Origin of the sequence: Sedimentibacter hydroxybenzoicus DSM 7310, from assembly GCF_013403245.1 — a bacterium.
GTDB classification, from domain to species: Bacteria; Bacillota; Clostridia; order Tissierellales; family Sedimentibacteraceae; genus Sedimentibacter; species Sedimentibacter hydroxybenzoicus.
In genome coordinates, this window is record NZ_JACBNQ010000004.1 from 98,060 (window position 1) to 123,871 (window position 25,812).

Here is a 25,812-nt window from a genome sequence, read left to right on the forward strand (position 1 = left end):
TTATAAATATATGGAGGAAAATAGTTGTGACTAATATTAAAAGGTATCATGTTAATGAAGAATGTGCGTGGTCAGAGATGGTAGAGGCCGGAGATTTTGTGTTTTTGAATTTCTGTGTAGGAAATGTGGGACAGTCGATTGAAGCTCAGGTGAACGGTGCACTTGATGATATGGAGAATCATCTGAAACAGATTGGCCTGACTTTAGAGTCTGTAGTTAAGATAGATGTATTATTAAGAGATGCATGGAATATACCTATCATGGAAAATGTATTTAAGGAGCGTTTCACCGGTCAGTATCCGGCAAGAAAAACGATACAGACAGATTTTGCACATGCCGGCGGTCCAGAGGGATTACACGTACAGATTGATGCAATTGCATATAAGAAATAATGAACCCGGTGGCAAGGGGCTGACAGGCCCTGAGCCATATTCATGGATAAATTCCAAAAGTTAAAAGGACAGTAAGACATTTAATTCTTATATAGAGGTTAATAAAAAATCAATCCTGCAAAACCTGATACAACTATGATTAATACAGGGTTTGGTTTATACTTTCTCAATAATAATAAGGAGATAATAAATACAATTATTGCAGCAATGTTTATATCTGCATTATCAAAATTAAATGATGAGGTTCCCAAAAAGGCAATCATGATAATTGTGGATGCTGCAGATGCAATAAGACCGACAGAGCTGGATCGCAATCCTTTTAATACGTTTGAGATGCTGTCAATGTCTTTATGTTTTTTAAAGAAATTATATAAAACAATCGAAACAATAAATCCGGATAGAATACTTCCTAAAGTAGCAACAATAGCTCCCGGTATGCCGGCAATGCGTATTCCTACAAAAGAAGCGGTATTAACTACCAAAGGTCCGGGCGTCATCTGAGAAATTGCAATAATATCTGTATATTCCTGTAATGTAAGCCAGTTATAAGAATTCACCACCTGTTCTTGTATTAGCGGTATAATAGCATATCCGCCACCAATACTGAGCAAACCAATTTGTAAAAAGGTTGTAAGCAAAGTAAAAATAATGTTATTCACCTCTGATTCCTCCTTGTCTGATTTTTATATAAGCCTGGATAAAGCATAGAATAGAGCAGAAAATAATGATAACCAGCACATTGATGTTAAAAATAAAATTAGCGAAAAATGTGATGGGGGCCATTAAAGTTAACAGCAAATTTTTTTCTCTTATAATTCCTTGCCACATATCGATTAATATATCAACAATTGTTGCAGCAACTCCGGCTTCCATTCCCTTTAATATTGCAGAGATGACTCTGTTGTCTCTGAAGGATTTATAGAAAAAAGATATAACTGATAATATTATCAAGGGAGGTAATACTGTTCCAATACAAGTAATAATTGCACCTGTAATTCCGGCGATACGATAGCCTGCTAATACAGCAATATTAACTGCAATAGCACCCGGGGTTGATTGTGCGATTGCAGCCATATCTAATAGTTCCTGCTCACTGATTAGAGCTAAATCATTAACGAAATATCTGCGCATCATAGGAATAACTACATATCCTCCTCCAAAAGTAAAAGCACTGATAGAAAATGTGATTCTAAAAAGCGAAAAATATAGCTTTAATTTTTTTAGTCTCATAATAGTGAACCCTCCAATAAATTTATCGCAACATTGTCTATTATATATCTTGACTCAATATAAGTATAATAGTACAATTTTATACAATACATAACTAAAGGGTAATGAATCGGGAGTAAATATGAAAATAAGACATCTGCGTATTTTTAAAATGGTATGTGAAGAAGAAAGTATTACAAAGGCGGCAGAAAGGCTGTTCATGACACAACCGGCAGTTTCCAGCGCAATCGGTGAATTAGAAAGTCATTTAGGTGTGTATTTATTTGATAGAATTTCAAGAAGGATTTATTTAAATGAAACAGGCAAATTATTCTTGGCAAAGGTAATAAAGCTGTTAGAACTGTATGACGGTTTAGAAAGAAATGTTAAAGAGCTGGAAGACAATGCAACTATTAAAATTGGATCGAGTATAACTATAGCGAACTTTATTTTGCCTGAAGCAATAGTGCAATTTGAAAAAATTTATAAGAATACTCCGACAAAGGTTATAGTCGGAAACGCCAGAAGAATCGAAGACATGCTATATAACAATGAAATTGATATAGGCTTAATTGAAGGAATTATCTATAATGAAGAATTAGTAAAAATTCCATTCTCGTCCTACAAATTAGCAATAATATGTTCTCCCAGGCATAAATTAGCCTCAGAAGAATCTGTAGATATCAATAAGTTAGTGCAGGAAAGATTATTACTCAGAGAAAAAGGCAGTGCAATCCGTGATGTCTTTGACAGTGCATTATTGTTAGATAATTTAAAAGCAAATCCCGAGTGGATAAGTATAAATTCACAAGCTCTTATTCATGCAGTAAAACAAAATTTAGGAATAAGTGTGTTACCTAAAATTCTGATAGAAGAAGAAATCAACAATGGTGAAATTTTTGAAATAAAGGTAAATGATTTTGAGTTAGTTAATATAAATCATATTGTATTTCATAAAGATAAGTTTCAAACAAAGAGCTTTAAAACGTTGATTGAAATAATTGAGAATAAAGTAAATGATAAGACATGAGAGGTAAAATACTTATTGTAAGATGTGTTTGGCTTATGTGAGAAGTGATAATAATAAATCAGGAGGAAGAATATGAGCATTATAAATAAACCAATGCGTATCAAAAATACAGAGCTTCGTAACCGCCTAGTCATGCCGCCGATGGCAACTGCCAAAGCAGAAAACGACGGTAAAGTTACAGAGCAGTTATGTAACTACTACGCTGAAAAATCCAATGGAGGATATATTGGGTTGATTATAACAGAGCATAGTTATATAAGTCCGGAAGGAAAGGCAAGTAAAGGACAACTATCCATATCGGATGATGATGACATTGCCGGATTAAAAAAATTGGTATCAGCAGTTCATCAAAACAATACAAAAGTGATGGCCCAGATTAATCATGCAGGAGGAGCCGCAATACAAGAAATTACAGGACACGAGCCTCTAAGTGCCAGTTCCGTTAAAATTCCGAGACCGACGGCAACAGAAATATTACCTAGAGAAATGGACAGTAAAGATATTGAAAAAGTTATAGGAGATTTCGCTCGTGCAGCAAGCAGAGCAAAAGAAGCCGGCTTTGACGGTGTGGAAATTCATTCCGCCCATGGCTATTTGTTAAATCAGTTTTTCTCACCTTTGACAAATAAAAGGGACGATGAATATGCCGGAACTTCAATTTATGGAAGAATAAAGCTGCATATGGAGATCATAAATGCTGTTCGGAAGGTGGTTGGCAATGATTATCCGGTTGCCTTAAGATTAGGAGCCTGCGATTATATGGACGGCGGGAGTACATTAAATGACAGTGTTTTTGCGGCAAAAGAATTTGAAAGAGCGGGAATAGATTTATTGGATATATCAGGCGGCTTTTGTGGATATGTACGCCCCGGTGTAAAAGAACAAGGTTACTTCGGTGAGCTGACAGAAGCAATTAAAAACAATGTTACTATTCCGGTTATATTAACAGGAGGAATTGTGGATATAGGAGCGGCGGAAGCCCTGTTAAACAATAACAAAGCAGATTTAATAGGTGTTGGAAGAGCTATACTGAAAGACTCCGAATGGGCAAGAAGAGCCATATCTTCATTGAAATAAGAGTATAAAAAAGGTGAAGTACCGGTCTTGTGACCTGACTTCACCTTTGTGTTATCTATGAAGCTGTTTCTGCTAACCTGAACTGGTTTATTTCATCCATAAGCAGAGCTGCCAGTGTAGATAATTCTCCTGCGGAAGCGGAACCTTCTTCCGAAGAAGCCGCATTGCTTTGCACAATACCGGAAATTTGTTCTGTGTTGAATGTTATTTGTTCTATTGCTTCTTTTTGATTGAAAGATCCGTTTTCTATCATAGACATTATCTCACCTACGGAAGATACCTTAATTGAAACATCCTGTAATACCTGGGCAGTCTCTGAAGCTATATGAGTGCCGTTTTCAACAGCTGCCACGGTGTCAAAGGTTAGTTGCGCCGTCTCTTTTGCCGCTTCACCTGACCTTACTGCAAGATTTCTTACTTCTTCTGCCACTACCGCAAAACCTTTCCCCACCTCACCTGCACGTGCTGCTTCTATGGAAGCATTTAAAGCAAGAATATTTGTCTGGAAGGCAATATCATCAATTATCTTTGTAATACCTGATATTTTTGTGGCAAATTCCTCTATTTTTTCCATGGCTTTAAGCATTTCAGACATATGTATGTTACTTTCTTTAATTCCGTTTTCTGCTTGCTCTGTATATTTTGATGCTTTTTCCACGTGAGATGCATTTTCATTTGCTTCTTTTAGAACTTCAGCAATAGAATTATTCAATTCCTGAACTGATGATGCTTGCTCTGTGGCACCGGAAGCAATATTAAGACTTGCACTTGCTACTTCCTTAACACCTGCATTTAACTGCTCAGCTATATTGTTAAAGCTCCCCAATAAATTATTTAAATTTCCTATGGTTTTATTAAGTGATAACATCATTACATCTTTATCGGAGCGAGGAATGGTACTAACGGTCAGGTTGCCTACCTCTATAGCTTCTACGATTTTTACCTGTTCCCGGATTCCATGTATCATGTTGTTAAAATCTTTTGCTAATTGACCAATTTCATCTTCACTGTCGATTTCAACCAGAACATCTACATTTCCCACAGCGATTTCATTTGTGGCCTTAACCAATTTTTCTACTTGTCCGGCAATCATTTTGTCCAATGTTTTTACTAAATATAGCAGCCAGAATACTGCAAAAATAACAAATAGAATGCCTGTGGCATATGTTATAATTGCTACCCTTTGGGATTCCAGCATAGCATTTTCTATGTACCCCTTATTCAACTCCTCAATTTGTGTCAGATAACCATACATAATATCATTAAGCTCTATGTCTGAAAGTAAATGCTCAAGGGCAGCGGATGAGTTCTTTTGTTCTGCATAATTCTTTAGTGTTTCTTTGTAATTTGCATAATCACCAAAATATAAAGATTTTATTTTCTCAAAAATTTCATTACTTTCTTGAGTTTTAATTGTGGCTTCATATACATCAAAGTTTTCCTTCATCATTATTTGCAAATCATCTAATTCTTCAACATAATTTATGGTTGCGGAGCTGACCGCATCCGCTCCGTCGTGTTTCACAGTTGCGGAGCTGATTACATCCATAGTAGCAATATCTCTTGAAACGGTACGCTCGTATTGGTATATTTCACGTATTCTGCCTATGGCATTTGATGCTGTGTAATTTTTGGTATAAATTGATTCAAGCCGTGCATTTGTCATAATAATACAATAAAATGCTACGGAACACATAATTAAAAGCAATACCCCAAGAGAGCCTAAGCTTACTAATAATTTTTTGCGTATTTTGTAATTTTTCATTCAATCTCCTCCTCAAGATCTCCTCATAATTGAATAATTGAAATTAGCTACGTTAATAATCGACCTTAAAATAAGTTAGTTGAGCCTTTATTTCAATCTGATGGATATAAAATTAAGATTATTGATATAAAATTGTGATAATTTTTACAAAGTAAAATTGACAAATAATGCTAGCGTACATATAATCGTATTCGAGGTGAATTTATTATGTTAAATGATGATAAAATACATGAAATATTAAATAATTTTTATAAAGCTACCGAAATAGGTATTTTATTCTTTGACACGGAACTTAATATTACTTCGTGCTTGCCTTCGAAGAATATTGTCAATAATTTTATTGGATTAGGCTTAAACAGGATAACTTCATTTTTAACAAAAGAATTTTCATCTTTATCAATTAAACAAAATATGTTTTATACATTTTCTTTAGAATCTAACCTTGTTTGCAATGTTAGGTTTCTTTATAACGACAATAGATATGTTGGCGCTTTCGTTACACAATTTGTCTTTATTAATAAGCTGTATTCATACGAGGTGGAAAAGCTTCTTGACTCCATGAATCTTTCGACAGAAAAAAGGAAGACAATGAGGTCCTTGCTTTTGAAAGTTCCTGTAGTGCCTTATGACAGAATAATGCCTATGGGAATGGTACTTAATAGTTTAATAAGTGCTTTTTCTTCCGAAGGAACACCGAGGCAGGTTCTGAAAGGCAAAGATGATGTCAACCCTGAAATCGAATTTAGTATTGTGAAACCTAATAACCGTGCCGATATAATCAAAGATGCCGTAACAAGACACAGTACATTTTCAAATTACGTAACAATTAAGGAATGTATTCAAAGAGGTGATACTGAAGCGTTGCTAAGCCTTGTAAATGAAATTAATGCAGGAAGCATACCTATGGATCAGCTTCAGGATAAAAGCTATATACGTTCACTTAAGAATAATTTAATTAAGGTTTGTGCCATGAGCTGCTATGCTGCGATTGAGGCTAATGCTCCTTATTACAAAACATTAGATCTTGCGGATAAGATTATTCGTCAGATGGAAATCCTTGACAATATTAACGATATATATGAATTGATGAAAAGTACAATGGTAAGGTTTACTGAAATCGTGGCATCCAGTCGGAAAATATCTTATACAAAACCTATACGGCAGGTAATTGAATATATAGAAGCACACTACACAGAAAAAATAACGTTAGACAAGCTTGCAAAACATACTGATCTCAGCCCTGCATATCTCTCAAATATGATTAAAAAAGAGACAGGATTCAACCTGATGGACAATATAAACAAAATAAGAGTCGAGCAGAGCAAAAAACTGCTGCTTAATACAAATTTAAGCATTCTTGAGATTACTTTAAGGGTAGGTTTTAGTTATCAGAATCATTTTGCAACAATTTTCAAAAAGTTTACAGGTGTTGTACCGTCGGATTTCAGAAATACGGCTTGTATGAATACAGAATCAAAGTCCGATAAAGATTCTGCCGATGAGTTTCTTCCTGTTGTTTTCGAAAATCTTAGCGATAAACAGTCAATATGTAACGAATTATATGATATAGTGCGAATTGTTGATCCAATAAAGCATATGTCATGGGTTATATCTAACGATAATGAGAGTGTTTTTTCAGGAACTTGTTATGATTTCTGGGGTAGGAATGAATCATGCAAAAACTGTATTTCTACCATGGCTTATATAATGAATGACACATTTATGAAAATCGATCATCAGAATAATAGTAATTTTTTTACAGTGATAGCCACCCCGAAAATCGTAGGTAAAAAGATATATGTTATAGAATTCTTGAAAAAGGTTACATATAATAATGTTGATATCGGATTTAATACAGATAATTTTAAAATACAGGATTTTATTGATAATAGTACATTTTTCAGGGACGAGCTTACAGGGCTTTACTGCAGACAATTTATAGACGAAAAATTGCCTGTTTGTTTGCGCAGAAGCAGTCATGAAAAAATGCCATTTTCCATAGTTCTATCAATAATCTACAGTTATGATTTGCTGAGTAATCAATATAGTTACAATATTGATGATGAGATAATGCGTGAGTATGCTCAATTGATTATCAGTTCTTTAGAAAACCATGATGATTGGACAGGACGGTATATGGGGAATATTCTCATAACAGTGCTTAACAATTCTGATTTTGAGAAAGCAAATCATATGGCTGAAATAATTGATAATAAGTTCAGAAATAATTTGCTTAAAGAAGACAAAAATAATGTCCGAATTTTAGCAAATTATTCAGTTGCTTCTATTTCAGATGATATACATGATTATGAATCTCTAATAAATATGGCTATAATGAATTTACATGATAAAATGAAGAATACTTTATAGATGTTTATATGCTTGAATGATGGGTAACTATATTTAAGGTATATAGAAACTAAAGGTGAGGAAAAGATATAATGGATATTTATGTAGGACGACAGCCTATTTTTGACAGAAATATGAATGTTTTTGCATACGAATTGCTCTATCGAAGGAGTATGAACAATTTTTTTGAAGGAGTTGATGATAATAAGGCAACAGCCGAGTTAATCAACAATTACTTTTTGTCAATGCATTCGGCTGAACTTACGAGCGGAACTAAGGCTTTTATTAATTTTTCTCAGGACATGCTCTTAATGGAGATTCCATTATTGTTACCCGTAGATACAACAGTTGTTGAAGTTTTAGAAAGAGTGGAAATAAATGAGGATATAATTGCTGCATGCACAAAGTTAAGAGACAACGGTTATTTAATAGCGCTTGATGATTTTGTCTTTAACGAATCGTATCTTCCTCTGATGGAAATTGCTCATATAATTAAAATAGAGTTTTCAGCCGTTGACCACGAAACACAACGAAAATTAATAAAGAAGTATAAAAATAAAATCAAGTTTTTAGCTGAAAAGGTAGAAACCAGAGAAGAATATATGATAGCTTTAGGTATGGGATACGATTATTTTCAGGGTTATTTTTTCAGTAAACCCGTAATTGTTAAGGGCAAAGAGATAGGAAGCCTGAATAACAGCTTGATTAGAATTATGAATGAATTAAATAAGAAAGAACCGGATTATCAAAAAATTTCACAGATAATAGAAACTGATATTGGACTTTCCTATAAATTATTAAAGCTTGCCAATTCTGCCTTCTTTGGAACGAGGAATCAAATATTGTCTATTAAACAGGCGTTAGTTCAATTAGGTTTAATTGAAATTAAGAAATGGGTTTATCTTATGATGCTCAAGGATATACAGATTATAGAAAATAAAGAATTAATAAGAAACTGTTTTATAAGAGCAAAATTCATGGAGCTTTTAGCATTGGAGACGGGAAAAACGGATAGGCAATCTGAATATTTTATGACGGGAATGTTCTCTTCAATTAATGTTCTTCTTAATAGGGATATGAATGAAATAGTGAAGGAGCTTTGTCTGGCTGATGATGTTAAAGATGCCTTGTTAGGTGTGGATAATGAAATAAAAAGGTTATTAGACATTGTGATCAATTACGAATTATTAAAATTTAATGCTTTAGATAATAGCAAGGATTATTTTATAACACGAGAAAATCTTTCCTTTGTTTACATTGACGCACTGAAATGGGTAATGAAATTAGATTATTAATTATCAGAGGATAGCTTGTGTGTTTCTTTGAATCTTGTGATAAGTGAAATTGTATTTTACCATACTATGGATTGTTTTACGAAAACTAAAGGAATATTTATATTGACGTAAATAACGTAAGATGATATACTTCTTTTTGAAATAATATGTATAAGAAATACATAATAATAGACAAAATGTCTAGCCATATATTAGTAAGTTGACGTATCACTAAATGAAATTTCATAAGTATAATCATAGTAGGAAACTATAGAAAGAAGTTCGAAAACTCTTCTATGGTTTTCTTTTTTTTGAAATGATGAATTAAGTGAGTCAAGACATTATATTGACATAACAGACAGAGAGGAGATATAGAGGGTTATGACAAAACAAAGAATTAATATTATTTTGATGATGGTTATGATTATATTGCTTATTTCGGGGTGCAAAGATGAAAATACAGAAACACCGGACTTTTCTTCGGAAATAAGAGATAGCGTGGTGGTAGTAATGGGTGTAACATCAGAGCCTGAGGCAGGCTTTGACCCTGCGTATGGCTGGGGAGCCGGTGAGCACGTACATGAGCCTTTGATTCAGAGTACCCTTACGGTTACCGGTAAGGATTTAAGCATTGGATACGATCTTGCAACGTCAATGGAGGTAAGTGATGATGGATTGAACTGGGTTGTAAAAGTTCGTGATGATGTTTCATTTACCGACGGCGAAAAGCTGACAGCAGAGGATGTAGCATTTACTTACAACACCTTAAAGAGTACAAGCTCTGTTAATGATTTTACGATGCTGGACAGAGCAGAGGCAGCGGATGGTACAACTGTAGTATTCCATATGAACAGACCATATTCCATATGGCCATATACCATGGCAACAGTTGGAATTGTGCCGGAACACAGTTATGGACCGAATTACGGAGAGAACCCTGTGGGTTCGGGAAGGTATGTATTGAAACAATGGGACAGAGGTCAGCAGGTGATTTTGGAAGCCAACTCAAATTATTACGGAGAAGCACCTAATATTAAAAAAGTTACCATACTTTTTATGGAAGAGGATGGTGCTTTGGCTGCCATAAGAGCAGGACAGGCAGATCTGGCTTATACGGCAGCCCCTTATGCAAATATGAACATACCCGGTTATGAGCTTTTATCCTTTCAGACAGTGGACAACAGGGGTTTTAATCTTCCGGCAATTCCATCGGGAAGCGTTTCAGCAGACGGGGTTCCTGTTGGAAATGATTTTACATGTGACGTAAAAGTCAGAAGAGCAATTAATATGGGAATAAACCGTGAAGAAATGATTGAAAATGTACTGAACGGATATGGAAGTCCCGCATACAGCGTTTGTGACAAAATGCCATGGTATGAGCCGTCTTCTAAAGCAGAATATAACCAGTCAGGTGCAAATGCACTGCTTGATGAAGCGGGATGGCTGAAAGGTGCGGATGGAATACGAGAAAAAGACGGAAAAAGGGCAGAGCTTCTGTTGCTTTATCCGGCCAGCGACTCTGTACGCCAGGCTCTCGCGGCAGATACGGTGAATCAGTTAAAGAAACTGGGAATTGACGGGCAGATACAAGGAGTAGGTTGGGATACAGCTTATGATTCTGCTCAGTCCAACCCACTTGTTTGGGGTTGGGGAGCTCATACTCCCATGGAATTTTATAATATTTATCATACTATGAAGGATACCGGACTTGCGGCTTATTCGCCATATGCCAATGTCCGTGTGGACCGGTACATGGATGAAGCATTGGCTGAAAAGGATATGGGAAAATCCAATGAGCTCTGGAGAAAGGCACAGTGGGATGGAGAAACCGGAATCACTCATGAAGGAGATATCCCATGGGTATGGCTGGTAAATATTGATCATTTATATTGGTCAAGGGAAGACCTCAATGTTGCAGAGCAGAAGATCCATCCTCATGGACATGGATGGTCGATTGTCAATAACGTAGATCAATGGGGATGGGAATGAGAAAGGAATTTCTGTTTATATTGAAAAATTTTGTACGAATGGCGATTCTCATGTTTTTAGTCAGCATTGTTGCTTTTTTTCTGGTATCAGTTTCTCCCATAGATCCTTTAAAGGTAAATGTAGGTCAGACGGCCTTGGGCTCCATGAGTCAGGAGCAGATTGAAAAGCTGTCACAATATTGGGGAACCTCAATTTCCCCTGTCAGGAGATATCTTTCCTGGGCAGGTGATTTCATACGGGGAGATATGGGTGTTTCCCTGTTATACCGACAGCCTGTTTCCCGCGTCATAGGAGTGAAACTGTCAAATTCACTTTTAATGCTGGGGATTTCATGGCTGATTTCCGGTATTGTTGGGTTTTCTCTTGGAATCCTTGCGGGGGCAAACAGAGGAAAAAGACTGGATAAGGGAATTTCAGCCTATGCGCTTATTACTGCCAGTACGCCGGCTTTTTGGCTGGCTCTTGTATTTTTGATGCTTTTTGGTGTATGGCTTAAAATACTTCCCATAGGCTTAAGTGTTCCTATAGGAACAGAAGCGGCAGAAGTTACCATCAGGGACAGGATACTTCACGGCATATTGCCGGTTTTAACTCTTTCCATAACAGGAATCTCTTCTATGATTCTCCATACAAGGGAGAAAATGCTGGAGGTTATGGAAAGTGATTATGTGCTTTTTGCAAAAGCAAGAGGAGAAACAGGAACTCAGATTGTTTTAGGACACGGTATCCGTAACATTCTTTTACCTGCACTGACACTTCAGTTTGCATCCATAAGTGAGATTATAGGGGGCTCTGTTCTTGTGGAACAGGTATTTTCTTACCCCGGTATAGGTCAGGCGGCAGTAACGGCAGGGCTTGGCGGCGATGTACCCTTGCTTTTGGGAATTGCTGTAATCAGTGCGGCAATTGTATTTACGGGTAATTTTACCGCCAATATTTTGTATGGAATTGTAGATCCAAGGATACGTAAAGCGAGGAACAATATATGAAACAATGGAACAGTCGGAAAACCATGTATTGCTTTTTTGTTCTTTCAATTATATTTTTGGCTGTAGTTACCGTTATCGGGTATTTCTCTTACGATAAAGCAATGGTCGTTGACTTTTCCCGAAAAAATCTTCCTCCATCCTTTTCCTATCCTTTTGGTACAGATTGGATGGGTCGTGACATGTTTGCACGAACTATGACCGGTATTTCCATGAGCATCATGCTTGGGGTTTTAGCTGCTGCAGTCAGTTCTGTTATTGCTTTTTCTCTTGGAATAATCGGGGCATCCATGGGAAAGGCAGCAGATGGTTTTGTATCGGGTCTTATTGATCTGGTTATGGGAATTCCTCATATTCTTTTACTTGTTCTCATATCCTTTGCCCTTGGAAAAGGATTTAAAGGAGTGGTTACAGGCATAGCTATAACTCACTGGACTTCACTGGCTCGTTTGATTCGCGGAGAGGTTTTGCAGTTAAAGGAAAGCCAGTATATTAAAATAGCAGAAAAGCTTGGACATGGTAAGCTTAAAACAGCAGTTAAGCATATGACTCCTCATCTGCTGCCACAGGTTCTAGTAGGTTTTGTACTGCTGTTTCCTCATGCGATTTTGCACGAGGCAGGTATTACGTTTCTTGGCTTCGGGCTTCCTCCGGAGCAGCCGGCTGTAGGAATAATCCTGTCAGAAGGTATGAAATACCTAACAATGGGAAGCTGGTGGCTGGCATTGTTTCCGGGATTGCTTCTTACAATAGTGGTAGTGCTGTTTCATCTTGTGGGAGACATCTTGGGGCGGTTGATAGATCCGGGACGTATACATCAATAGAGTGCTATACAGATTAATTTTCAGGGAAAGCTTGGAGGACAAAATGTTAGAAGAAAGAAAAAAAATATTATCAATAAAAAATTTATCTGTGTCATTTTCTCAGTACGAGGGAGCATTCCGCTGGAAAAATCTCCTTGCAATCAAGGATTTAAGCCTGGATGTCAAGGAGGGTGAGATGGTGGCAGTGGTGGGTTCCAGCGGATCGGGAAAAAGTCTTTTAGCTCACAGTGTTTTAGGAATTTTGCCCTACAATGCCACCAGGAACGGAGAAATTTCATTCTATGGAGAAACTCTTACGGAAAAGAGAATGAGGGAGCTCAGAGGAAAAGAAATAGTCCTTGTTCCTCAGAGTGTTTCCTATCTGGATCCCCTGATGAAGACGGGACTGCAGATTCGAAAAGGGAAAAAGGATGAGAGCAGCAGGCAGAAAAGCTTGGAGGTGCTGAAGTGTTACGGACTTGAAAGGGACACTGAAAATCTATATCCCTTTGAGCTGTCCGGCGGAATGATAAGAAGGATTTTGATTTCCACTGCGGTTATGGAGCAGCCAAGATTGGTGATTGCAGATGAGCCAACTCCCGGTCTGCATATTGATATCGCAAGGCGTGTACTGTCCCATTTCCGGGAAATTGCGGATGAGGGAGCTGGGGTGCTTCTCATTATCCATGATTTGGAGCTGGCTGTTGAGGTTGCGGACAGAATAGTTGTACTTTATGCAGGAACCAATTTAGAAGAGGCGAGGGCCTCTGACTTTTTAGAAGAAAATCGACTTCGTCATCCTTATACAAGAGCACTTTATCGCGCTATGCCGGATAACGGATTTTCTGCGGAGCCGGGCACCCAGCCATACGCTGAAAATCGACCTGATGGATGTACTTATGCTCCAAGGTGTGAATATGTGCAGGAGAAATGCCTTAAGGAAGTGGAGTACCGAAACTTCCAAGGGGGCATGGTGCGTTGTATAATGGCAGGCGGTGAAATTAGATGAGGTTGGAAGCAATTGATATTTCATTCCGTTATGACAACGGAAACAGAAAGATAATAAACAATTTAAGCATGCATATGGATAAGGATGAGCGTCTTGGAATTACCGCTCCCAGCGGCTTTGGAAAAACAACCCTTTGCAAGATTCTGGCAGGATACGAAAAACCGGATTCAGGTGCAGTTCTTTTAGATGGGAAACAGCTTTTCGCATATAAAGGCTATTGCCCTGTTCAGATGGTATGGCAGCATCCGGAATTATCCGTAAATCCAAGGTTTCGTCTAAAAGAGGTTTTAAAAGAAGGAGACAGGGTAGAAAAGCATGTAATAGAAGGTCTGGGGATTGAACCTGACTGGCTGGAACGCTATCCTTCAGAGGTTTCGGGCGGAGAGCTTCAGAGATTCTGTATTGCCAGAGCACTTGGACAGGGAACACGATTCCTGCTTGCAGATGAAATAAGCACCATGCTTGATTTGATTACACAGAGCCAGATATGGAATTTTCTTATGGAGGAAATAACTCTCAGGGGTATAGGATTAATGGTGGTAAGCCATTCGGAAGGATTGTTGAAACGTGTGTGTACAAGAAGAATTAATTTGGATCAGTTAGGAGTGAAGCAATGAATATAATAGATATGTTAAATAAGGTAAAATCCGGAGAAATGGAGATTATTGAAGCGGAAAAGCTATTAAAGGATCTTCCCTATGAGGATCTGGGATATGCCAAGCTGGACCATCACCGGGTACTTCGCTCAGGCTTTGGAGAAACAGTGTTCTGTCAGGGAAAGCCGGATCCGTACTTAGTGGAAATATATAAGAGATTTTATGACAGAGACGGAGAGGTTTTGGGAACCAGAGCCTCAAAGGAGCAGTTTGAGCTTGTAAGGAGCATTGTGCCAGAGGTGCAGTATGATCCCATATCAGGAATTTTGAAGGTTGAGCGTCCGGGAAAAGAGAAAAAGGGCTGTATAGCGGTTTGCACCGGCGGAACGGCGGATATACCCGTTGCGGAGGAGGCGGCTCAGACAGCAGAATACTTCGGATGCTATGTGGACCGTATTTACGATGTGGGAGTAGCGGGTATTCATCGCCTTCTGTCTCAGAGAGAACGTATAGCAAAGGCTAACTGCATCATTGCAGTTGCAGGAATGGAAGGAGCCCTGGGAACGGTAATTGCAGGACTGGCAGAAAGCCCGGTTATTGCGGTTCCTACCTCTGTAGGTTACGGAGCCAGCTTTCACGGATTGTCGGCTCTTCTTACCATGCTGAATTCCTGTGCCAATGGAATATCAGTAGTAAATATTGACAATGGCTACGGAGCAGGTTATTTGGCAACACAAATAAACAGACTGGCGGTGAAATAATATGGGGAAAATATTGTATTTTGAATGCAATTCAGGAATCAGCGGAGATATGACTGTAGGGGCTCTGCTGGACTCAGGGGCTGACAAAGAGGTTTTAGTAAAGGCTCTTGATAGCTTGGGAATTAGCGGATACCATCTTCATTTCGGGAGGACTGTGAAATGCGGGCTGGATGCCTATGATTTCAATGTGGGTTTGGAAGAGGAGCATGCTCATGATCACGGTCATCATAACCACAGCCATCATGAGCATGGGCACGATTGCAAGCATGAACATGAACATCACCACGAACATCAGCAACAACACCCACACAGAAATATCCATGACATCTACGCTATTATTGAAAAGCTGCAAACAAGCGAAAGAGTAAAAGACATGGCTAAAAAAATGTTTGATATTGTGGCGGAAGCGGAATCAAGGGCACATGGTATCCCTGTTGATGAGGTTCACTTTCATGAGGTCGGAGCAATTGATTCCATCGTAGATATCGTAGGAACTGCAATATGTATTGACAATTTAGGGATTGAGGAAGTGGTGGTTTCACCTTTGGCGGAGGGCTTTGGAACTGTTCGGTGCCAGCATGGAGTTATACCGGTTCCCGTACCTGCAACTGCGAACATTGCATCGGCACATGGACTGAAGCTGCGTTTTACAGATAATATGGGGGAAATGGTAACTCCTACCGGAGCAGCAATAGCAGCAGCGCTTAAGACCAAAGAAAACTTACCGGCTACCTTCCGCATATTAAGAACGGGTCTTGGTGCCGGCAAAAAAGATTTTAAACAAGCCAATGTCCTCAGAGCTATGATAATTGAGGATTCTACTCGCGAAGAAAATACGGGTGAGCAAGCAGAACAGATGTGGGTTTTAGAAGCCAATATTGATGACTCCAACGGTGAAGCCCTTGGATTTGTAATGGAACTTCTTCTGGAAGCAGGAGCAGCGGATGTATGGTATACTCCGATTTATATGAAAAAGAACAGACCGGCCTATATGATGTCCTTAATATGCAGGGAGGAAGACATATACAGCTTGGAATCTATTATGTTTACTCAGACTACAACCATAGGTTTGAGAAGGTATCCGGTGTCCAGAACCATTTTAAGCAGGGAGAAAAGAATCATCAATACAGAGCTTGGTGAGGCAGAAGTGAAAATTTGCAGGCGCGGACAAAGAACTTTCTTTTATCCTGAATACGAAAGCATCAGAAAAATATGCAGAAAGAATGATTTGGACTATCAGACAGTGTACTATACAATCAGAGAAGAGGCAGAAAGAATATGGAAAAAGAATTAGAAAATATAAAAATAAAATTGGAAGAAGCAATGGCTGAATATGCTAAAGAGGATATTTGTCTGGCATTTTCAGGAGGAGTGGACTCTAGTCTTTTGTTAAAGGTTGCTGCTGACGCCGTGAAAAAAACAGGAAAAAAGGTATATGCAGTTACATTTGACAGCCGCCTGCACCCATCCTGTGATTTGGAGATTGCTGCCGGAGTGGCAAAGGAACTGGGTGGAATTCACAAGGTTGTTACTGTGGATGAACTGGAACAGGAGGAAATACGTTTCAATCCTGTAAATCGCTGCTATCTGTGCAAGAACAAGCTTTTTAAGACGCTTAAGGAATTTGCAAAAGGGGTTGGGATTTCAAGTGTTATGGATGGAACCAACGAGGATGACATGCACGTATACCGCCCGGGAATCAAAGCTTTAAGAGAACTTGGAATTGTAAGTCTTTTGGCCCAGCTTCACATTACCAAGGCTCAGGTGAAAAAACTTGCTGCAGAGTATGGAATTTCTGTTGCTTCAAGACCTTCAGCTCCTTGTATGGCAACCCGCCTGCCCTACAATACTGAAATTAATTATGATATTCTTGAACGCATCGGGCAGGGAGAAGAGTTTCTGCGAACCATGATAAATGGCAATGTTCGTTTAAGGCTCCACAATGATATTGCTCGTATTGAAGTGGATTCAGAAGCAATGGAAGGGCTGATTAATAACAGGGAAAGAATTGTTTCTGATTTAAAGGAAATGGGATTTTCTTATATTACCGTGGATTTGGAAGGCTTTAGGTCCGGCAGCATGGATATTGGAATAGATCCGGTCCTGTAACTTTAAACTTACTTTGTAAAGTGGTTTTATTAAAATTTGCTGAGGCTGACTTGTAACTTTGATTCTGAGTCAGTCTTTTACATTGAGCTATTTGTATAATCGTGATAATCCGGTTTAATTTGACAAGATTAAATTTAAAGGTATAATTAAAATAACAAAGAAATAGGAGTAATTATGCTTATAAACGGATTAATAACTGAGGTTGAAATTATAGATTTAAATCACACAGGACAGGGAGTCGCTAAAATAGATAACTTTGTTGTATTTGTAAGCGGAGCAATTACAGGAGATGTAGTTGAGATAGAAATAACAGAGACAAGGAAAAACTATGCTGTAGGACAGATAATAAATATTGTTAAACCCTCTGAATTCAGGATAAAGTCACCTTGTGAACATTACGAGCAATGTGGCGGCTGTCAGTTAATGCATATGGATTATAACGAGCAGTTAAAGTATAAAAAGAACAGAGTAATTAATGAACTTAAAAGATCAAATGTATCATTTGAAGAATCAATAGTATATGACACTATAGGTATGGAAGATACATATAGGTACAGAAATAAAATAGCATTTTCTGTTATAGAAAAAAATGATGAAATACAAATCGGACCATACGAGCAGGGTACATACAATACTGTTGATATTAATGGCTGTATGCTTCAAAGCAAGGAAGCGGATGATGTCGTAAAAGCTTTCAAAAATCTGATGGTGAAATACAAAATCAAAGCCTACGATAAGAATTTAAACCGGGGAATTGCAAGAAATATTGTAATCAGAAATAACCGTAAACATGATTTGATGCTGATAATTGTTACTGTGACGGATAATTTTCATAACAAGGGCGAATTAATCAACGAATTAGTATCACTTGTACCAAATATAAAGACCATAGTACAAAACGTTAACAATAAAAATACAAATTTAATCATGGGAAGAAAAAATATTACCCTATATGGTGAAGGTACAATCATAGATATGATTGATGATTTAGTTTTTACCATATCACCTGAAACTTTTTTTCAAGTAAACCCTGTCCAGACAGAAAAGCTATATCAGACAGCCATCCAATATGCAGACATAGGAAAACACGATATTTGCTTTGATATATATTGCGGCATAGGTACAATTTCCTTAATGGCAGCAAAAAAAGCAAAAAAGGTATACGGAGTGGAAATAGTAGAGCAGTCAATTATAAATGCAAGAGAAAATGCTAAAAGAAATAATATAAATAACACTGAATTTTTCGCCGGCAAAGCAGAAATAATTGTCCCAAAACTCTACAAACAAAATATAAAAGCAGACATAGTTATAGTCGACCCCCCCAGAAAGGGCTGCGAAAAAGAAGTAATAGACACCATCATCAGCATGTCACCCAAAAAAGTAGTATACGTATCCTGCAACCCTTCAACCTTAGCAAGGGATATAAAGCTGTTAGAAAGCAGCGGATATAAATTGCAAAAAGTTCAGCCTGTCGACCAATTCCCGTGGACGGTGCACGTTGAGACGGTTGTTTGTTTGTCCAGAAAAAATCCTGATGACAGAATAGAAATCGACTTAAACCTTGATGAGCTTGATATTACTGCTTCTGAAAGTAAAGCTACTTATGAGGAAATCAAAGACTATGTTCAAAAGAATCACGGCTTTAAGGTATCAAGTTTGTATATTTCGCAGGTTAAAAGAAAGTTGGGATTAGAGGTTGGAACAAACTATAACCTTCCAAAATCAGAGGATGCAAGAGTGCCACAATGTCCACCAGAAAAGGAGAAAGCCATAACAGAAACATTAAAGCATTTTAGGATGATATAGAAAAATGTTAGTAGGCAGTAAAAAATATATGAGGGTACAGTGCGTTAGTTCGTAGACTAAAATAGTATATCAGGAACATAAATAAAAACTTTTTACTGATGAAGAAAAAATGGACATAAATTTATGCATATATGAGTATATAATTAACCCATACTATAAATGTAAATAATTGGTAAACATCATATATGACGTTCAAACATAATACGTATAGATGACAATAGATAAAGCTGATAGGTGAAGTTGGGTATATGGGATATATCAAAAGGGGTATCTACTCTAAGAGGTGCAAATAAAATTTAGGATTGATATCCAATCCGCTACGCGTTACACTGTGACCAATTTAAGATTGGTGGGTGATAACGTGAATGAGTTAGAGGAATTATATAATAATGCTGCTTCCTATGCAGAAGATTTTGGGTTCAACATTTCTCCTGAGTGGAAAGACCTATCAGAGAAGATAGCAGACCTGACAAAAGACTTATCCTCTATTTTGGATGATAAGCAAAGAGAAAAGTTAAAACTGCTTGCAGACCTTTACACAAGACAGACTTGTCTTGAAACTGATAGAATGTTCTTTTATGCTTTTACAAGTGGTGCAAGGCTGATAATGGATATTCAAAATAAATAGTAGGAAAATCGTGTAAAATAGCACTCCCGTTTTGTTTACGGGAGTGCTATAATTATTTGATATGCTTTATAGATGATTTAATCAAATTCAAGGATTTTAGAAGGTGGCACTTCCAAAGCCTGTGCTATTGCAAGCAGTGTGCTTAGGGAAAAACTCATAGCCATATTGGGAGCCTCAATTTGAGATAGAAAGCCCACAGAGATATCTGCCTTGTCTGCTAACTGATTTTGGGTCATAGCCCTTTGCCTTCTAAGGTAGCCTATTTTTAAACCAATTTCTATAATCTCATCTCTGAATTTATCTGAATTTTTGTTCTTAGTACCCATTTTCTCACCTCTATTTATTGTAGCAGGTTGAAAATGGAAGATTAACATGGTATAATACAGGGGTTACTGTCTTCTATGCAGTATAAAAAATATATAACATAGCAATCACTAAATAAATATTAAAAGGAGAAATAAAACATGAAAAAACTACTTTCAACAATTCTTGCAATTGCAATGGTCTTTTCCCTGTCCACCACAGCATTTGCAGCAACCAGTGTATCAGATTTTACAGATAGTGATTATCTTACTATGAAACCTCTTGATTATCATAAAATGCGTACCTTTTCAACCAATGGTAAAGGTGTTGCTTGGGACAGTGGTGCAACAGTAATTTATGGTGAATCAGGTTTATTTGGAACAATCCCAGGAGCAAAGGGTGATGGCATTTGGCAGAAAAGTCCAAGTGTAGATACAAGTGTTAAGTCAATCAGTTTCCCAACAAGTGTAGTTATTTTGGGTATTCAGACTTTGGATGGTAGAGATGCAGTAACCTCTATCAATTTTAATGAACTTACCAATCTAAAATATATTGGTATCAGTGCATTTAACAGAACAAAGATTACCACAGCAGACCTTTCAAAGACAAAAGTAATCAACATTGACGATGGTGCATTTATGGCAGGAACTCAGGCAACCCTGACAACTTTCACAGCACCTTCCACTCTAAAGCGTTTGGGTACTGACGTATTTGCAAACCAGACAAGAGTAACCCTGAATTTGAATGAGGGTCTTGAAATCATTGATGATGGTGCATTGAAGGACGCTCCAGGAACAACAATTCCTTCCACAGTAAATGAAATTGGCAAGAACGCCCTTAACCCTAATACAACTTATAAGGTTACAAAGGGTAGCTATGCAGAGCAGTATTGTAAGGACAACAGCATTAAGTATGTCTACACAGACAATACTTCTCCAACAACTCCAACAGACCCAACCACTCCTGCAACCAATTTCCCAACAATGGAGTACACTAAACAGATTGGTCCAGTAACCTTTTCCAACTATGTATCTCATACGCAGAGCAATCCTTCAGATGCCAATGGCAATAAGATTGACGTAACATGGGTAAAGATTAGTGACAAGGGTTCAATGCGTGCAGACAAGGACAAGACAGAGTTCAAGTATCATTATTCAGAGCCTTGGAATACAACAAATGAGTTGGATGTAGGTAGAACAGATAATACTTTTGGTTCAGGTCATTGGTCACTATCACAAAGGGGTGTAACGCCATACGCAACCACAAAATCCAATGGTACTTGGAGCAAGGGCTTGACTTGGCAGTTCAATTATAATGCTCAATATACCAATCAGAATAGCTTTAAAATCACAGTAGAGAACAACAACCAGAAGTATTATTACTATGTAACAGTAGTAACAGATAAGCCTTCAGGCTCAACCACAACCCCAACAAATCCAACAACCCCAGCAACAAAAGCCACAGCCAACCCAACCAATTCAAAGGTAATGGTGAATGGCAAGCAAGTTTCTTTTGATGCGTACAACATTAACAACAATAACTACTTTAAGCTGAGGGATGTAGCACAGATTATCAGGGGTACAGATAAGCAGTTTAATGTGACTTGGGATGGAACAAAGAATGCAATCAACCTTATTTCTAATGAGGCGTATGAAAGCACAGGTGGGGAACTTGCCCTTGGAGATGGTCAGAGCAAACAATCTACCCTTAGTACCTCAACTATCTATAAGGATGGCGTAGAAGTATCTTTGACAGCTTATAATATCAATGGCAACAACTATTTCAAGTTGAGAGACTTAGGACAAGTATTTAATTTTGAGGTATCTTGGGATGGTGCTAATAACACAGTTGTTATAAACACAGCAAATGACTATACAGAATAAAAACCATTCGGGGAAGGTTGAAAACAGCCTTCCCCTTTCCAACTAAAAAGAACAAATATTGAGCATATATAATTCCCTCTTGGACAGAAAAATCTACTTTTGATTAATAACAATCAAAGGGGGATTTTTTATGTTAGTAAGTGAAGTTACTGCTTTTTTGGAGCAGGCCTATAATGTTCTCAATCAACACTACTTCGGCGGCATACTGCCGCCGGTGATAATTACAGTCCAGAGTTCACCTAAAACAAATGGACACTATACGAAATTTGATGCTTGGGAGCAGAGCAATCAAGGATATAGGGAAATAAATATAAGTGCTGAAAATCTGAATAGACCTATTCAATGTGTCATAGCAACCTTAATACATGAAATGGTTCACCATTTCTGTGACCAGCAAGGAATTAAGGATTGTAGCAGAGGTGGGGTCTATCATAATAAGAAATTCAAAGAGCAAGCACAGCAAAGGGATTTGATTATTGAGTATAACCCAAGAATAGGATTTAGCGTGACAAGCCCCTCGTATGCCCTTGTAGCCTTTATTGAGGGACAGGGGTGGCAAGGGATAGACTTATCTCGTGTAGGTGGACACAGCGTGCCTGGTGGGGGTTCTGATAATGCTGGTAATTCTGGTGGGGATAATGGAAAGCCTAAATCATCCACCAGAAAATATCAATGCAGGGTATGCCAAAATAGCGTTAGAGCAACAAAAGAGGTTCATATAGCCTGTCTGGACTGCAATACACAAATGTTTCAAGTGGAAAAATGAAGAAAAATTCAATCTAAGAAATCTGCTATCATAATTTTGTGGTAACAGATTTTTTAATGTGCAAAAATCTTAAAAAATCTATCAGGGGCATTTACGAAGAACACATACAGGGTATAGCCTGCTCCCCTACTCCCTATCTCAAAAAATACTCACTTATTGTTCTTATTGAGATTGCAGCCTTTGAAGGTATTTCCTGAAAAAATAAGTTTTGGATGGTGATTTTGGAAAAGTTGGTTTTGTGAAGTGCAGGCTAAAAAGATTGTAATTTCATGGGTTATCCTGTATACTGGTAGAAAAGAACAGTAAGTGAGTGGGTAGACTATGAGTGAGAAGAAGAAATCACAATATAAAGGGGTACACCAGAGAAAGAATGGAACTTGGTACTACCGCATTAAAAAGACCTTTGAAGATGGTACAATTGAACATTTTCAGGAAAGCGGGTTTAAAAATGAAGAGCTGGCTAATCAGGCTCGTATAGAAAGGTTAAGAAGTGTTGAATCGCTCAGGGGCTTTTCTGTAATATTATCTAAAGAAGATATAGTTGAGATAACCTTTGGAGTAGCATTTCAGGAGTTTTTAAATGATGGGTTTATAGAGAGTGAAAACTCTATAAAAAAGTATCAGGCCTTGTATAACGCTCAACTTATGATGTGGGAGCATAGAGAAATCCATACCCTTACAGACCAGGATATAGATATTCTCCTATTGAGGTTATCGCTGCAAGGCTATTCAGAGAGTTATATTTCTTCCATTAGAAAACTCCTGAAAATCTTTTTTGGTTATTTGAATTTGACATATCCTATGATTGATGCATCCCTTGGAACTGGTATTGTAACGAAGCCTTATAAATTAAGGGTGTTGAGCTTGTTTACTGGGATTGGAGCATTTGAACAGGCTCTGACCAATTTAAAGATAGACTATCAACTTGTAAATTTTTGTGAAATAAATGAGAAAGCAATAAAGGCCTACTGCCTTTTACATAATGCAATACCCGACAAGAACTTAGGAAATATAAATACTGCATGGTATAAACACTACATACCTAATGCAGATATTATGTTTTTTGGTTTTCCCTGCACAAGCATAAGCAGAGCAGGAAAACGTGAGGGGTTAAGGGATGGGGATGGGGAGCTTACAGAAAGTGGACTTTTTTTCAGTGCTATGCGTGTAGCCTATCTGAAAAAACCTAAAATCCTCATTGCTGAAAATGTAGCAGATTTACTTGGGAAAAAGCATAAAGAAGATTTTAAGCGTATCATAGAAGAATTTGAAGACCGTGGGTACAACTATTTTTATAGAAAGTTGAATGCCAGAGATTTTGGCCTTCCCCAAAACAGAGAAAGGGTTTTCTTTATTTTGGTGCGTGAGGACTTAGAACTAAGGTTCAAATTCCCCAAAGGCTTCCCTTCTGCAACCAGAGCTGAAGATTATTTTCTTTATCAAGAGGAAAACAAGGGCTATACAGTAGACGATAAGTGCTATGTGGATATGTCCAAAGACACTAAATTGTCAGAACTATTAAGGACAGGCTATGACTTTGAAAAACAGAAGGAATATATTAAGTGTATCACCACCGGTTGGGGATATCGTAGTTATGATAGGCAATCCTTTATAAAAGATGATGAGGGTATCAGGTGTTTAGATGGTCAGGAGTTAATGAGGTTTCAAGGGTTTACCTATGAACAAGGTAAATTATTGCGTGAAAATGGGTTCACAAATTCTGAAATTGGGTATCTGGTAGGAAATTCAATCAGCGTTCCTATCTTGGAACGGATTATGAAAAAACTCATAGAGGCACTTGGACAGAATAATAAAGTAAGTATTCCTGATAAAGAGCAGAGAAAATATAAATGGGTAGAAATCATGCCATTGTTCTCCTATTCGGGGAATAAAACAAAACTGCTACAATATCTATTGCCTTTGTTCCCCAAAGATTTACCCAATATGAATTTTATAGATGCCTTTGCTGGTACTGCTACTGTATCAGTAAATATAAAAGCAAAGAGAATTCTGGTAAATGATTTTGAACTGCTGCTTATAAATATTTATAAAGCCTTATCTACCATACCACCAGAGGAAGCTTGGGAACAAGTTGTAAATGTGGTGGATTGGTATAATTTATCAAGCGAAGATGAACAGGGATATATCCAATGCAAGGAACATTATAACAGGTCAAGCAGAGAGGCCAGTTCTGTCCTATGGGCTATGGGTCTTGCTTTGATATATCATAGTTTTAATAGAGGTACAATAAGGCATAATTTAGAAGGTGAATATAATGCTTCATTTGGAGAAAATAAATGTGATATGGGTATCTCTAAAATGAGGTTCTTCCCCTTTGCTAAAAAATTATATGAAAGCAATCACTTTGAATTTTCCAACAAGGATTTTAGAGAACTTCCTTTAGAGGAATATGGGTATGAGGACACATTTATATATTTAGACCCTCCCTATTATGCAAGTGAGGCCACCTATAACAAAGGGTGGACTGAAAAGGATGAAAGAGAACTGTATGCCTTCTTAGAGGATTGCGACAAAAAGGGTATCAGGTGGATGCTATCCAATGTTACAGAAAATAATGCAAAGAGGAATGAAATCTTGATTGAATGGCTTGAAAAGGTTCAAGACAAATTCCATATATACCACCTGAACAGAGATTACAAGAACAGCAATTATCAGAGAGAAAACAAGGGTAAAACGGATGAGATAGTTGTTACCAACTATAAAGACTGATACTGAAAAAACGCTCTATTTTTGTTCCAAAATAATAATTTCATAGTTATATAGCCAACTCCCTATGCCGATATCGGCATAGGGAGTTGGCTTTTCTGGATGTGTATATTCAAAAAATCTATCACTGCTGCAATCTGAAATCAAACTGGAGGGGTATCTCCTATTCTGTCTGATTTATAAAAACAGTCTTTCTTTTTATAACCACTGTTCTTCTCTTTTATAATTCATGTGTGAAAAGCAGGTATTCCAATCATATAACCTACTATTCATTTGCAATAAGATGTAAATATTACAGTTATATTACAGATTGAATATGGTATTAGACAAATACAAGAATGTGCGATAAA

At 37.5% G+C, this 25,812-nt stretch carries 22 protein-coding genes; 18 read left to right on the top strand and 4 right to left on the bottom strand.

What is annotated here, in order from left to right:
- Positions 1–26 precede the first annotated feature (26 nt).
- Entirely contained in the window at positions 27–392 is a 366-nt protein-coding gene (locus tag HZF24_RS06290) for a RidA family protein (RefSeq protein ID WP_179237445.1), read from the top strand.
- A gap of 98 nt (positions 393–490) precedes the next feature.
- On the opposite strand, the gene HZF24_RS06295 is transcribed toward HZF24_RS06290, so the two are convergent.
- Positions 491–1,051: a chromate transporter gene (locus HZF24_RS06295; protein ID WP_179237446.1), complete on the bottom strand. Its 561-nt coding sequence runs from the start codon at positions 1,049–1,051 to the stop codon at positions 491–493.
- Positions 1,044–1,622 carry a chromate transporter gene (locus HZF24_RS06300; RefSeq protein ID WP_179237447.1) on the bottom strand — a complete coding sequence of 193 codons (579 nt, stop codon included), beginning with the start codon at positions 1,620–1,622 and terminating at the stop codon, positions 1,044–1,046. The genes HZF24_RS06295 and HZF24_RS06300 overlap by 8 nt, the downstream gene beginning before the upstream one ends.
- A gap of 121 nt (positions 1,623–1,743) precedes the next feature.
- Here HZF24_RS06300 and HZF24_RS06305 point away from each other — a divergent pair, with 121 nt between their 5' ends.
- Positions 1,744–2,631: a LysR family transcriptional regulator gene (locus HZF24_RS06305; protein WP_179237448.1), complete on the top strand. Its 888-nt coding sequence runs from the start codon at positions 1,744–1,746 to the stop codon at positions 2,629–2,631.
- Between the two features lie 72 nt (positions 2,632–2,703).
- A complete protein-coding gene (locus HZF24_RS06310; protein ID WP_179237449.1) occupies positions 2,704–3,708 on the top strand; it encodes an NADH:flavin oxidoreductase in 1,005 nt (334 codons plus the stop codon).
- A gap of 55 nt (positions 3,709–3,763) precedes the next feature.
- Here the strand turns inward: HZF24_RS06310 and HZF24_RS06315 are convergent, their stop codons facing one another.
- Positions 3,764–5,473, bottom strand: a complete 1,710-nt coding sequence (locus HZF24_RS06315) for a methyl-accepting chemotaxis protein (RefSeq protein WP_179237450.1) — start codon at positions 5,471–5,473, stop codon at positions 3,764–3,766.
- A 207-nt stretch (positions 5,474–5,680) separates the two neighbouring features.
- Here HZF24_RS06315 and HZF24_RS06320 point away from each other — a divergent pair, with 207 nt between their 5' ends.
- The 12 genes from HZF24_RS06320 to HZF24_RS06375 all read left to right on the top strand — a co-directional run bounded on the left by HZF24_RS06320 (position 5,681) and on the right by HZF24_RS06375 (position 19,783).
- On the top strand, positions 5,681–7,843 hold the full coding sequence (locus tag HZF24_RS06320) for a helix-turn-helix domain-containing protein (protein ID WP_179237451.1): 2,163 nt from the start codon (positions 5,681–5,683) through the stop codon (positions 7,841–7,843).
- A 71-nt stretch (positions 7,844–7,914) separates the two neighbouring features.
- Positions 7,915–9,117 carry an EAL and HDOD domain-containing protein gene (locus tag HZF24_RS06325; RefSeq protein WP_179237452.1) on the top strand — a complete coding sequence of 401 codons (1,203 nt, stop codon included), beginning with the start codon at positions 7,915–7,917 and terminating at the stop codon, positions 9,115–9,117.
- A 360-nt stretch (positions 9,118–9,477) separates the two neighbouring features.
- Positions 9,478–11,085: an ABC transporter substrate-binding protein gene (locus HZF24_RS06330; protein WP_179237453.1), complete on the top strand. Its 1,608-nt coding sequence runs from the start codon at positions 9,478–9,480 to the stop codon at positions 11,083–11,085.
- On the top strand, positions 11,082–12,074 hold the full coding sequence (locus tag HZF24_RS06335; protein WP_407695748.1) for an ABC transporter permease: 993 nt from the start codon (positions 11,082–11,084) through the stop codon (positions 12,072–12,074). Before HZF24_RS06330 ends, HZF24_RS06335 begins: the two co-directional genes overlap by 4 nt.
- Positions 12,071–12,895 (top strand): ABC transporter permease, encoded by an 825-nt coding sequence (locus HZF24_RS06340; RefSeq protein WP_179237455.1) that lies wholly within the window; start codon positions 12,071–12,073, stop codon positions 12,893–12,895. Before HZF24_RS06335 ends, HZF24_RS06340 begins: the two co-directional genes overlap by 4 nt.
- A gap of 43 nt (positions 12,896–12,938) precedes the next feature.
- Positions 12,939–13,883 carry an ABC transporter ATP-binding protein gene (locus HZF24_RS06345; protein ID WP_179237456.1) on the top strand — a complete coding sequence of 315 codons (945 nt, stop codon included), beginning with the start codon at positions 12,939–12,941 and terminating at the stop codon, positions 13,881–13,883.
- Entirely contained in the window at positions 13,880–14,500 is a 621-nt protein-coding gene (locus HZF24_RS06350) for an ABC transporter ATP-binding protein (RefSeq protein ID WP_179237457.1), read from the top strand. The genes HZF24_RS06345 and HZF24_RS06350 overlap by 4 nt, the downstream gene beginning before the upstream one ends.
- Positions 14,497–15,240: a nickel pincer cofactor biosynthesis protein LarB gene (gene larB, locus HZF24_RS06355; RefSeq protein ID WP_179237458.1), complete on the top strand. Its 744-nt coding sequence runs from the start codon at positions 14,497–14,499 to the stop codon at positions 15,238–15,240. Before HZF24_RS06350 ends, larB begins: the two co-directional genes overlap by 4 nt.
- Before the next feature lies 1 nt (position 15,241).
- Positions 15,242–16,534 (top strand): nickel pincer cofactor biosynthesis protein LarC, encoded by a 1,293-nt coding sequence (gene larC, locus HZF24_RS06360; protein WP_179237459.1) that lies wholly within the window; start codon positions 15,242–15,244, stop codon positions 16,532–16,534.
- Complete coding sequence (gene larE / locus HZF24_RS06365) at positions 16,519–17,349, top strand: ATP-dependent sacrificial sulfur transferase LarE (RefSeq protein ID WP_179237460.1); 831 nt, start codon at positions 16,519–16,521, stop codon at positions 17,347–17,349. The genes larC and larE overlap by 16 nt, the downstream gene beginning before the upstream one ends.
- A gap of 174 nt (positions 17,350–17,523) precedes the next feature.
- Positions 17,524–19,155, top strand: a complete 1,632-nt coding sequence (rlmD, locus tag HZF24_RS06370) for a 23S rRNA (uracil(1939)-C(5))-methyltransferase RlmD (RefSeq protein ID WP_179237461.1) — start codon at positions 17,524–17,526, stop codon at positions 19,153–19,155.
- 361 nt (positions 19,156–19,516) lie between these two features.
- Entirely contained in the window at positions 19,517–19,783 is a 267-nt protein-coding gene (locus HZF24_RS06375; protein WP_179237462.1) for a DUF6809 family protein, read from the top strand.
- A gap of 77 nt (positions 19,784–19,860) precedes the next feature.
- On the opposite strand, the gene HZF24_RS06380 is transcribed toward HZF24_RS06375, so the two are convergent.
- Entirely contained in the window at positions 19,861–20,109 is a 249-nt protein-coding gene (locus HZF24_RS06380) for a helix-turn-helix domain-containing protein (RefSeq protein ID WP_179237463.1), read from the bottom strand.
- Positions 20,110–20,247: 138 nt separating this feature from the next.
- Between HZF24_RS06380 and HZF24_RS06385 the strand changes: the two genes are divergently transcribed.
- The 3 genes from HZF24_RS06385 to HZF24_RS06395 all read left to right on the top strand — a co-directional run bounded on the left by HZF24_RS06385 (position 20,248) and on the right by HZF24_RS06395 (position 25,465).
- Complete coding sequence (locus HZF24_RS06385) at positions 20,248–21,969, top strand: leucine-rich repeat protein (RefSeq protein WP_179237464.1); 1,722 nt, start codon at positions 20,248–20,250, stop codon at positions 21,967–21,969.
- Positions 21,970–22,099: 130 nt separating this feature from the next.
- Positions 22,100–22,735, top strand: a complete 636-nt coding sequence (locus HZF24_RS06390; protein ID WP_179237465.1) for a SprT-like domain-containing protein — start codon at positions 22,100–22,102, stop codon at positions 22,733–22,735.
- Positions 22,736–23,056: 321 nt separating this feature from the next.
- Positions 23,057–25,465, top strand: coding sequence for a Dam family site-specific DNA-(adenine-N6)-methyltransferase (locus HZF24_RS06395; protein ID WP_179237466.1), 2,409 nt, complete (start codon positions 23,057–23,059; stop codon positions 25,463–25,465).
- The last annotated feature ends 347 nt before the right edge of the window (positions 25,466–25,812 follow it).

What these genes read in the sequence shown, in the direction of transcription:
- HZF24_RS06300 (WP_179237447.1), bottom strand. Translation starts at nt 1,622, where the DNA reads ATGAGACTAAAAAAATTAAAGCTATATTTTTCGCTTTTTAGAATCACA.
- HZF24_RS06305 (WP_179237448.1), top strand. Translation starts at nt 1,744, where the DNA reads ATGAAAATAAGACATCTGCGTATTTTTAAAATGGTATGTGAAGAAGAA.
- HZF24_RS06310 (WP_179237449.1), top strand. Translation starts at nt 2,704, where the DNA reads ATGAGCATTATAAATAAACCAATGCGTATCAAAAATACAGAGCTTCGT.
- HZF24_RS06315 (WP_179237450.1), bottom strand. Translation starts at nt 5,473, where the DNA reads ATGAAAAATTACAAAATACGCAAAAAATTATTAGTAAGCTTAGGCTCT.
- HZF24_RS06320 (WP_179237451.1), top strand. Translation starts at nt 5,681, where the DNA reads ATGTTAAATGATGATAAAATACATGAAATATTAAATAATTTTTATAAA.
- HZF24_RS06325 (WP_179237452.1), top strand. Translation starts at nt 7,915, where the DNA reads ATGGATATTTATGTAGGACGACAGCCTATTTTTGACAGAAATATGAAT.
- HZF24_RS06330 (WP_179237453.1), top strand. Translation starts at nt 9,478, where the DNA reads ATGACAAAACAAAGAATTAATATTATTTTGATGATGGTTATGATTATA.
- HZF24_RS06335 (WP_407695748.1), top strand. Translation starts at nt 11,082, where the DNA reads ATGAGAAAGGAATTTCTGTTTATATTGAAAAATTTTGTACGAATGGCG.
- HZF24_RS06340 (WP_179237455.1), top strand. Translation starts at nt 12,071, where the DNA reads ATGAAACAATGGAACAGTCGGAAAACCATGTATTGCTTTTTTGTTCTT.
- HZF24_RS06345 (WP_179237456.1), top strand. Translation starts at nt 12,939, where the DNA reads ATGTTAGAAGAAAGAAAAAAAATATTATCAATAAAAAATTTATCTGTG.
- HZF24_RS06350 (WP_179237457.1), top strand. Translation starts at nt 13,880, where the DNA reads ATGAGGTTGGAAGCAATTGATATTTCATTCCGTTATGACAACGGAAAC.
- larB (WP_179237458.1), top strand. Translation starts at nt 14,497, where the DNA reads ATGAATATAATAGATATGTTAAATAAGGTAAAATCCGGAGAAATGGAG.
- larC (WP_179237459.1), top strand. Translation starts at nt 15,242, where the DNA reads ATGGGGAAAATATTGTATTTTGAATGCAATTCAGGAATCAGCGGAGAT.
- larE (WP_179237460.1), top strand. Translation starts at nt 16,519, where the DNA reads ATGGAAAAAGAATTAGAAAATATAAAAATAAAATTGGAAGAAGCAATG.
- rlmD (WP_179237461.1), top strand. Translation starts at nt 17,524, where the DNA reads ATGCTTATAAACGGATTAATAACTGAGGTTGAAATTATAGATTTAAAT.
- HZF24_RS06380 (WP_179237463.1), bottom strand. Translation starts at nt 20,109, where the DNA reads ATGGGTACTAAGAACAAAAATTCAGATAAATTCAGAGATGAGATTATA.
- HZF24_RS06385 (WP_179237464.1), top strand. Translation starts at nt 20,248, where the DNA reads ATGAAAAAACTACTTTCAACAATTCTTGCAATTGCAATGGTCTTTTCC.
- HZF24_RS06390 (WP_179237465.1), top strand. Translation starts at nt 22,100, where the DNA reads ATGTTAGTAAGTGAAGTTACTGCTTTTTTGGAGCAGGCCTATAATGTT.
- HZF24_RS06395 (WP_179237466.1), top strand. Translation starts at nt 23,057, where the DNA reads ATGAGTGAGAAGAAGAAATCACAATATAAAGGGGTACACCAGAGAAAG.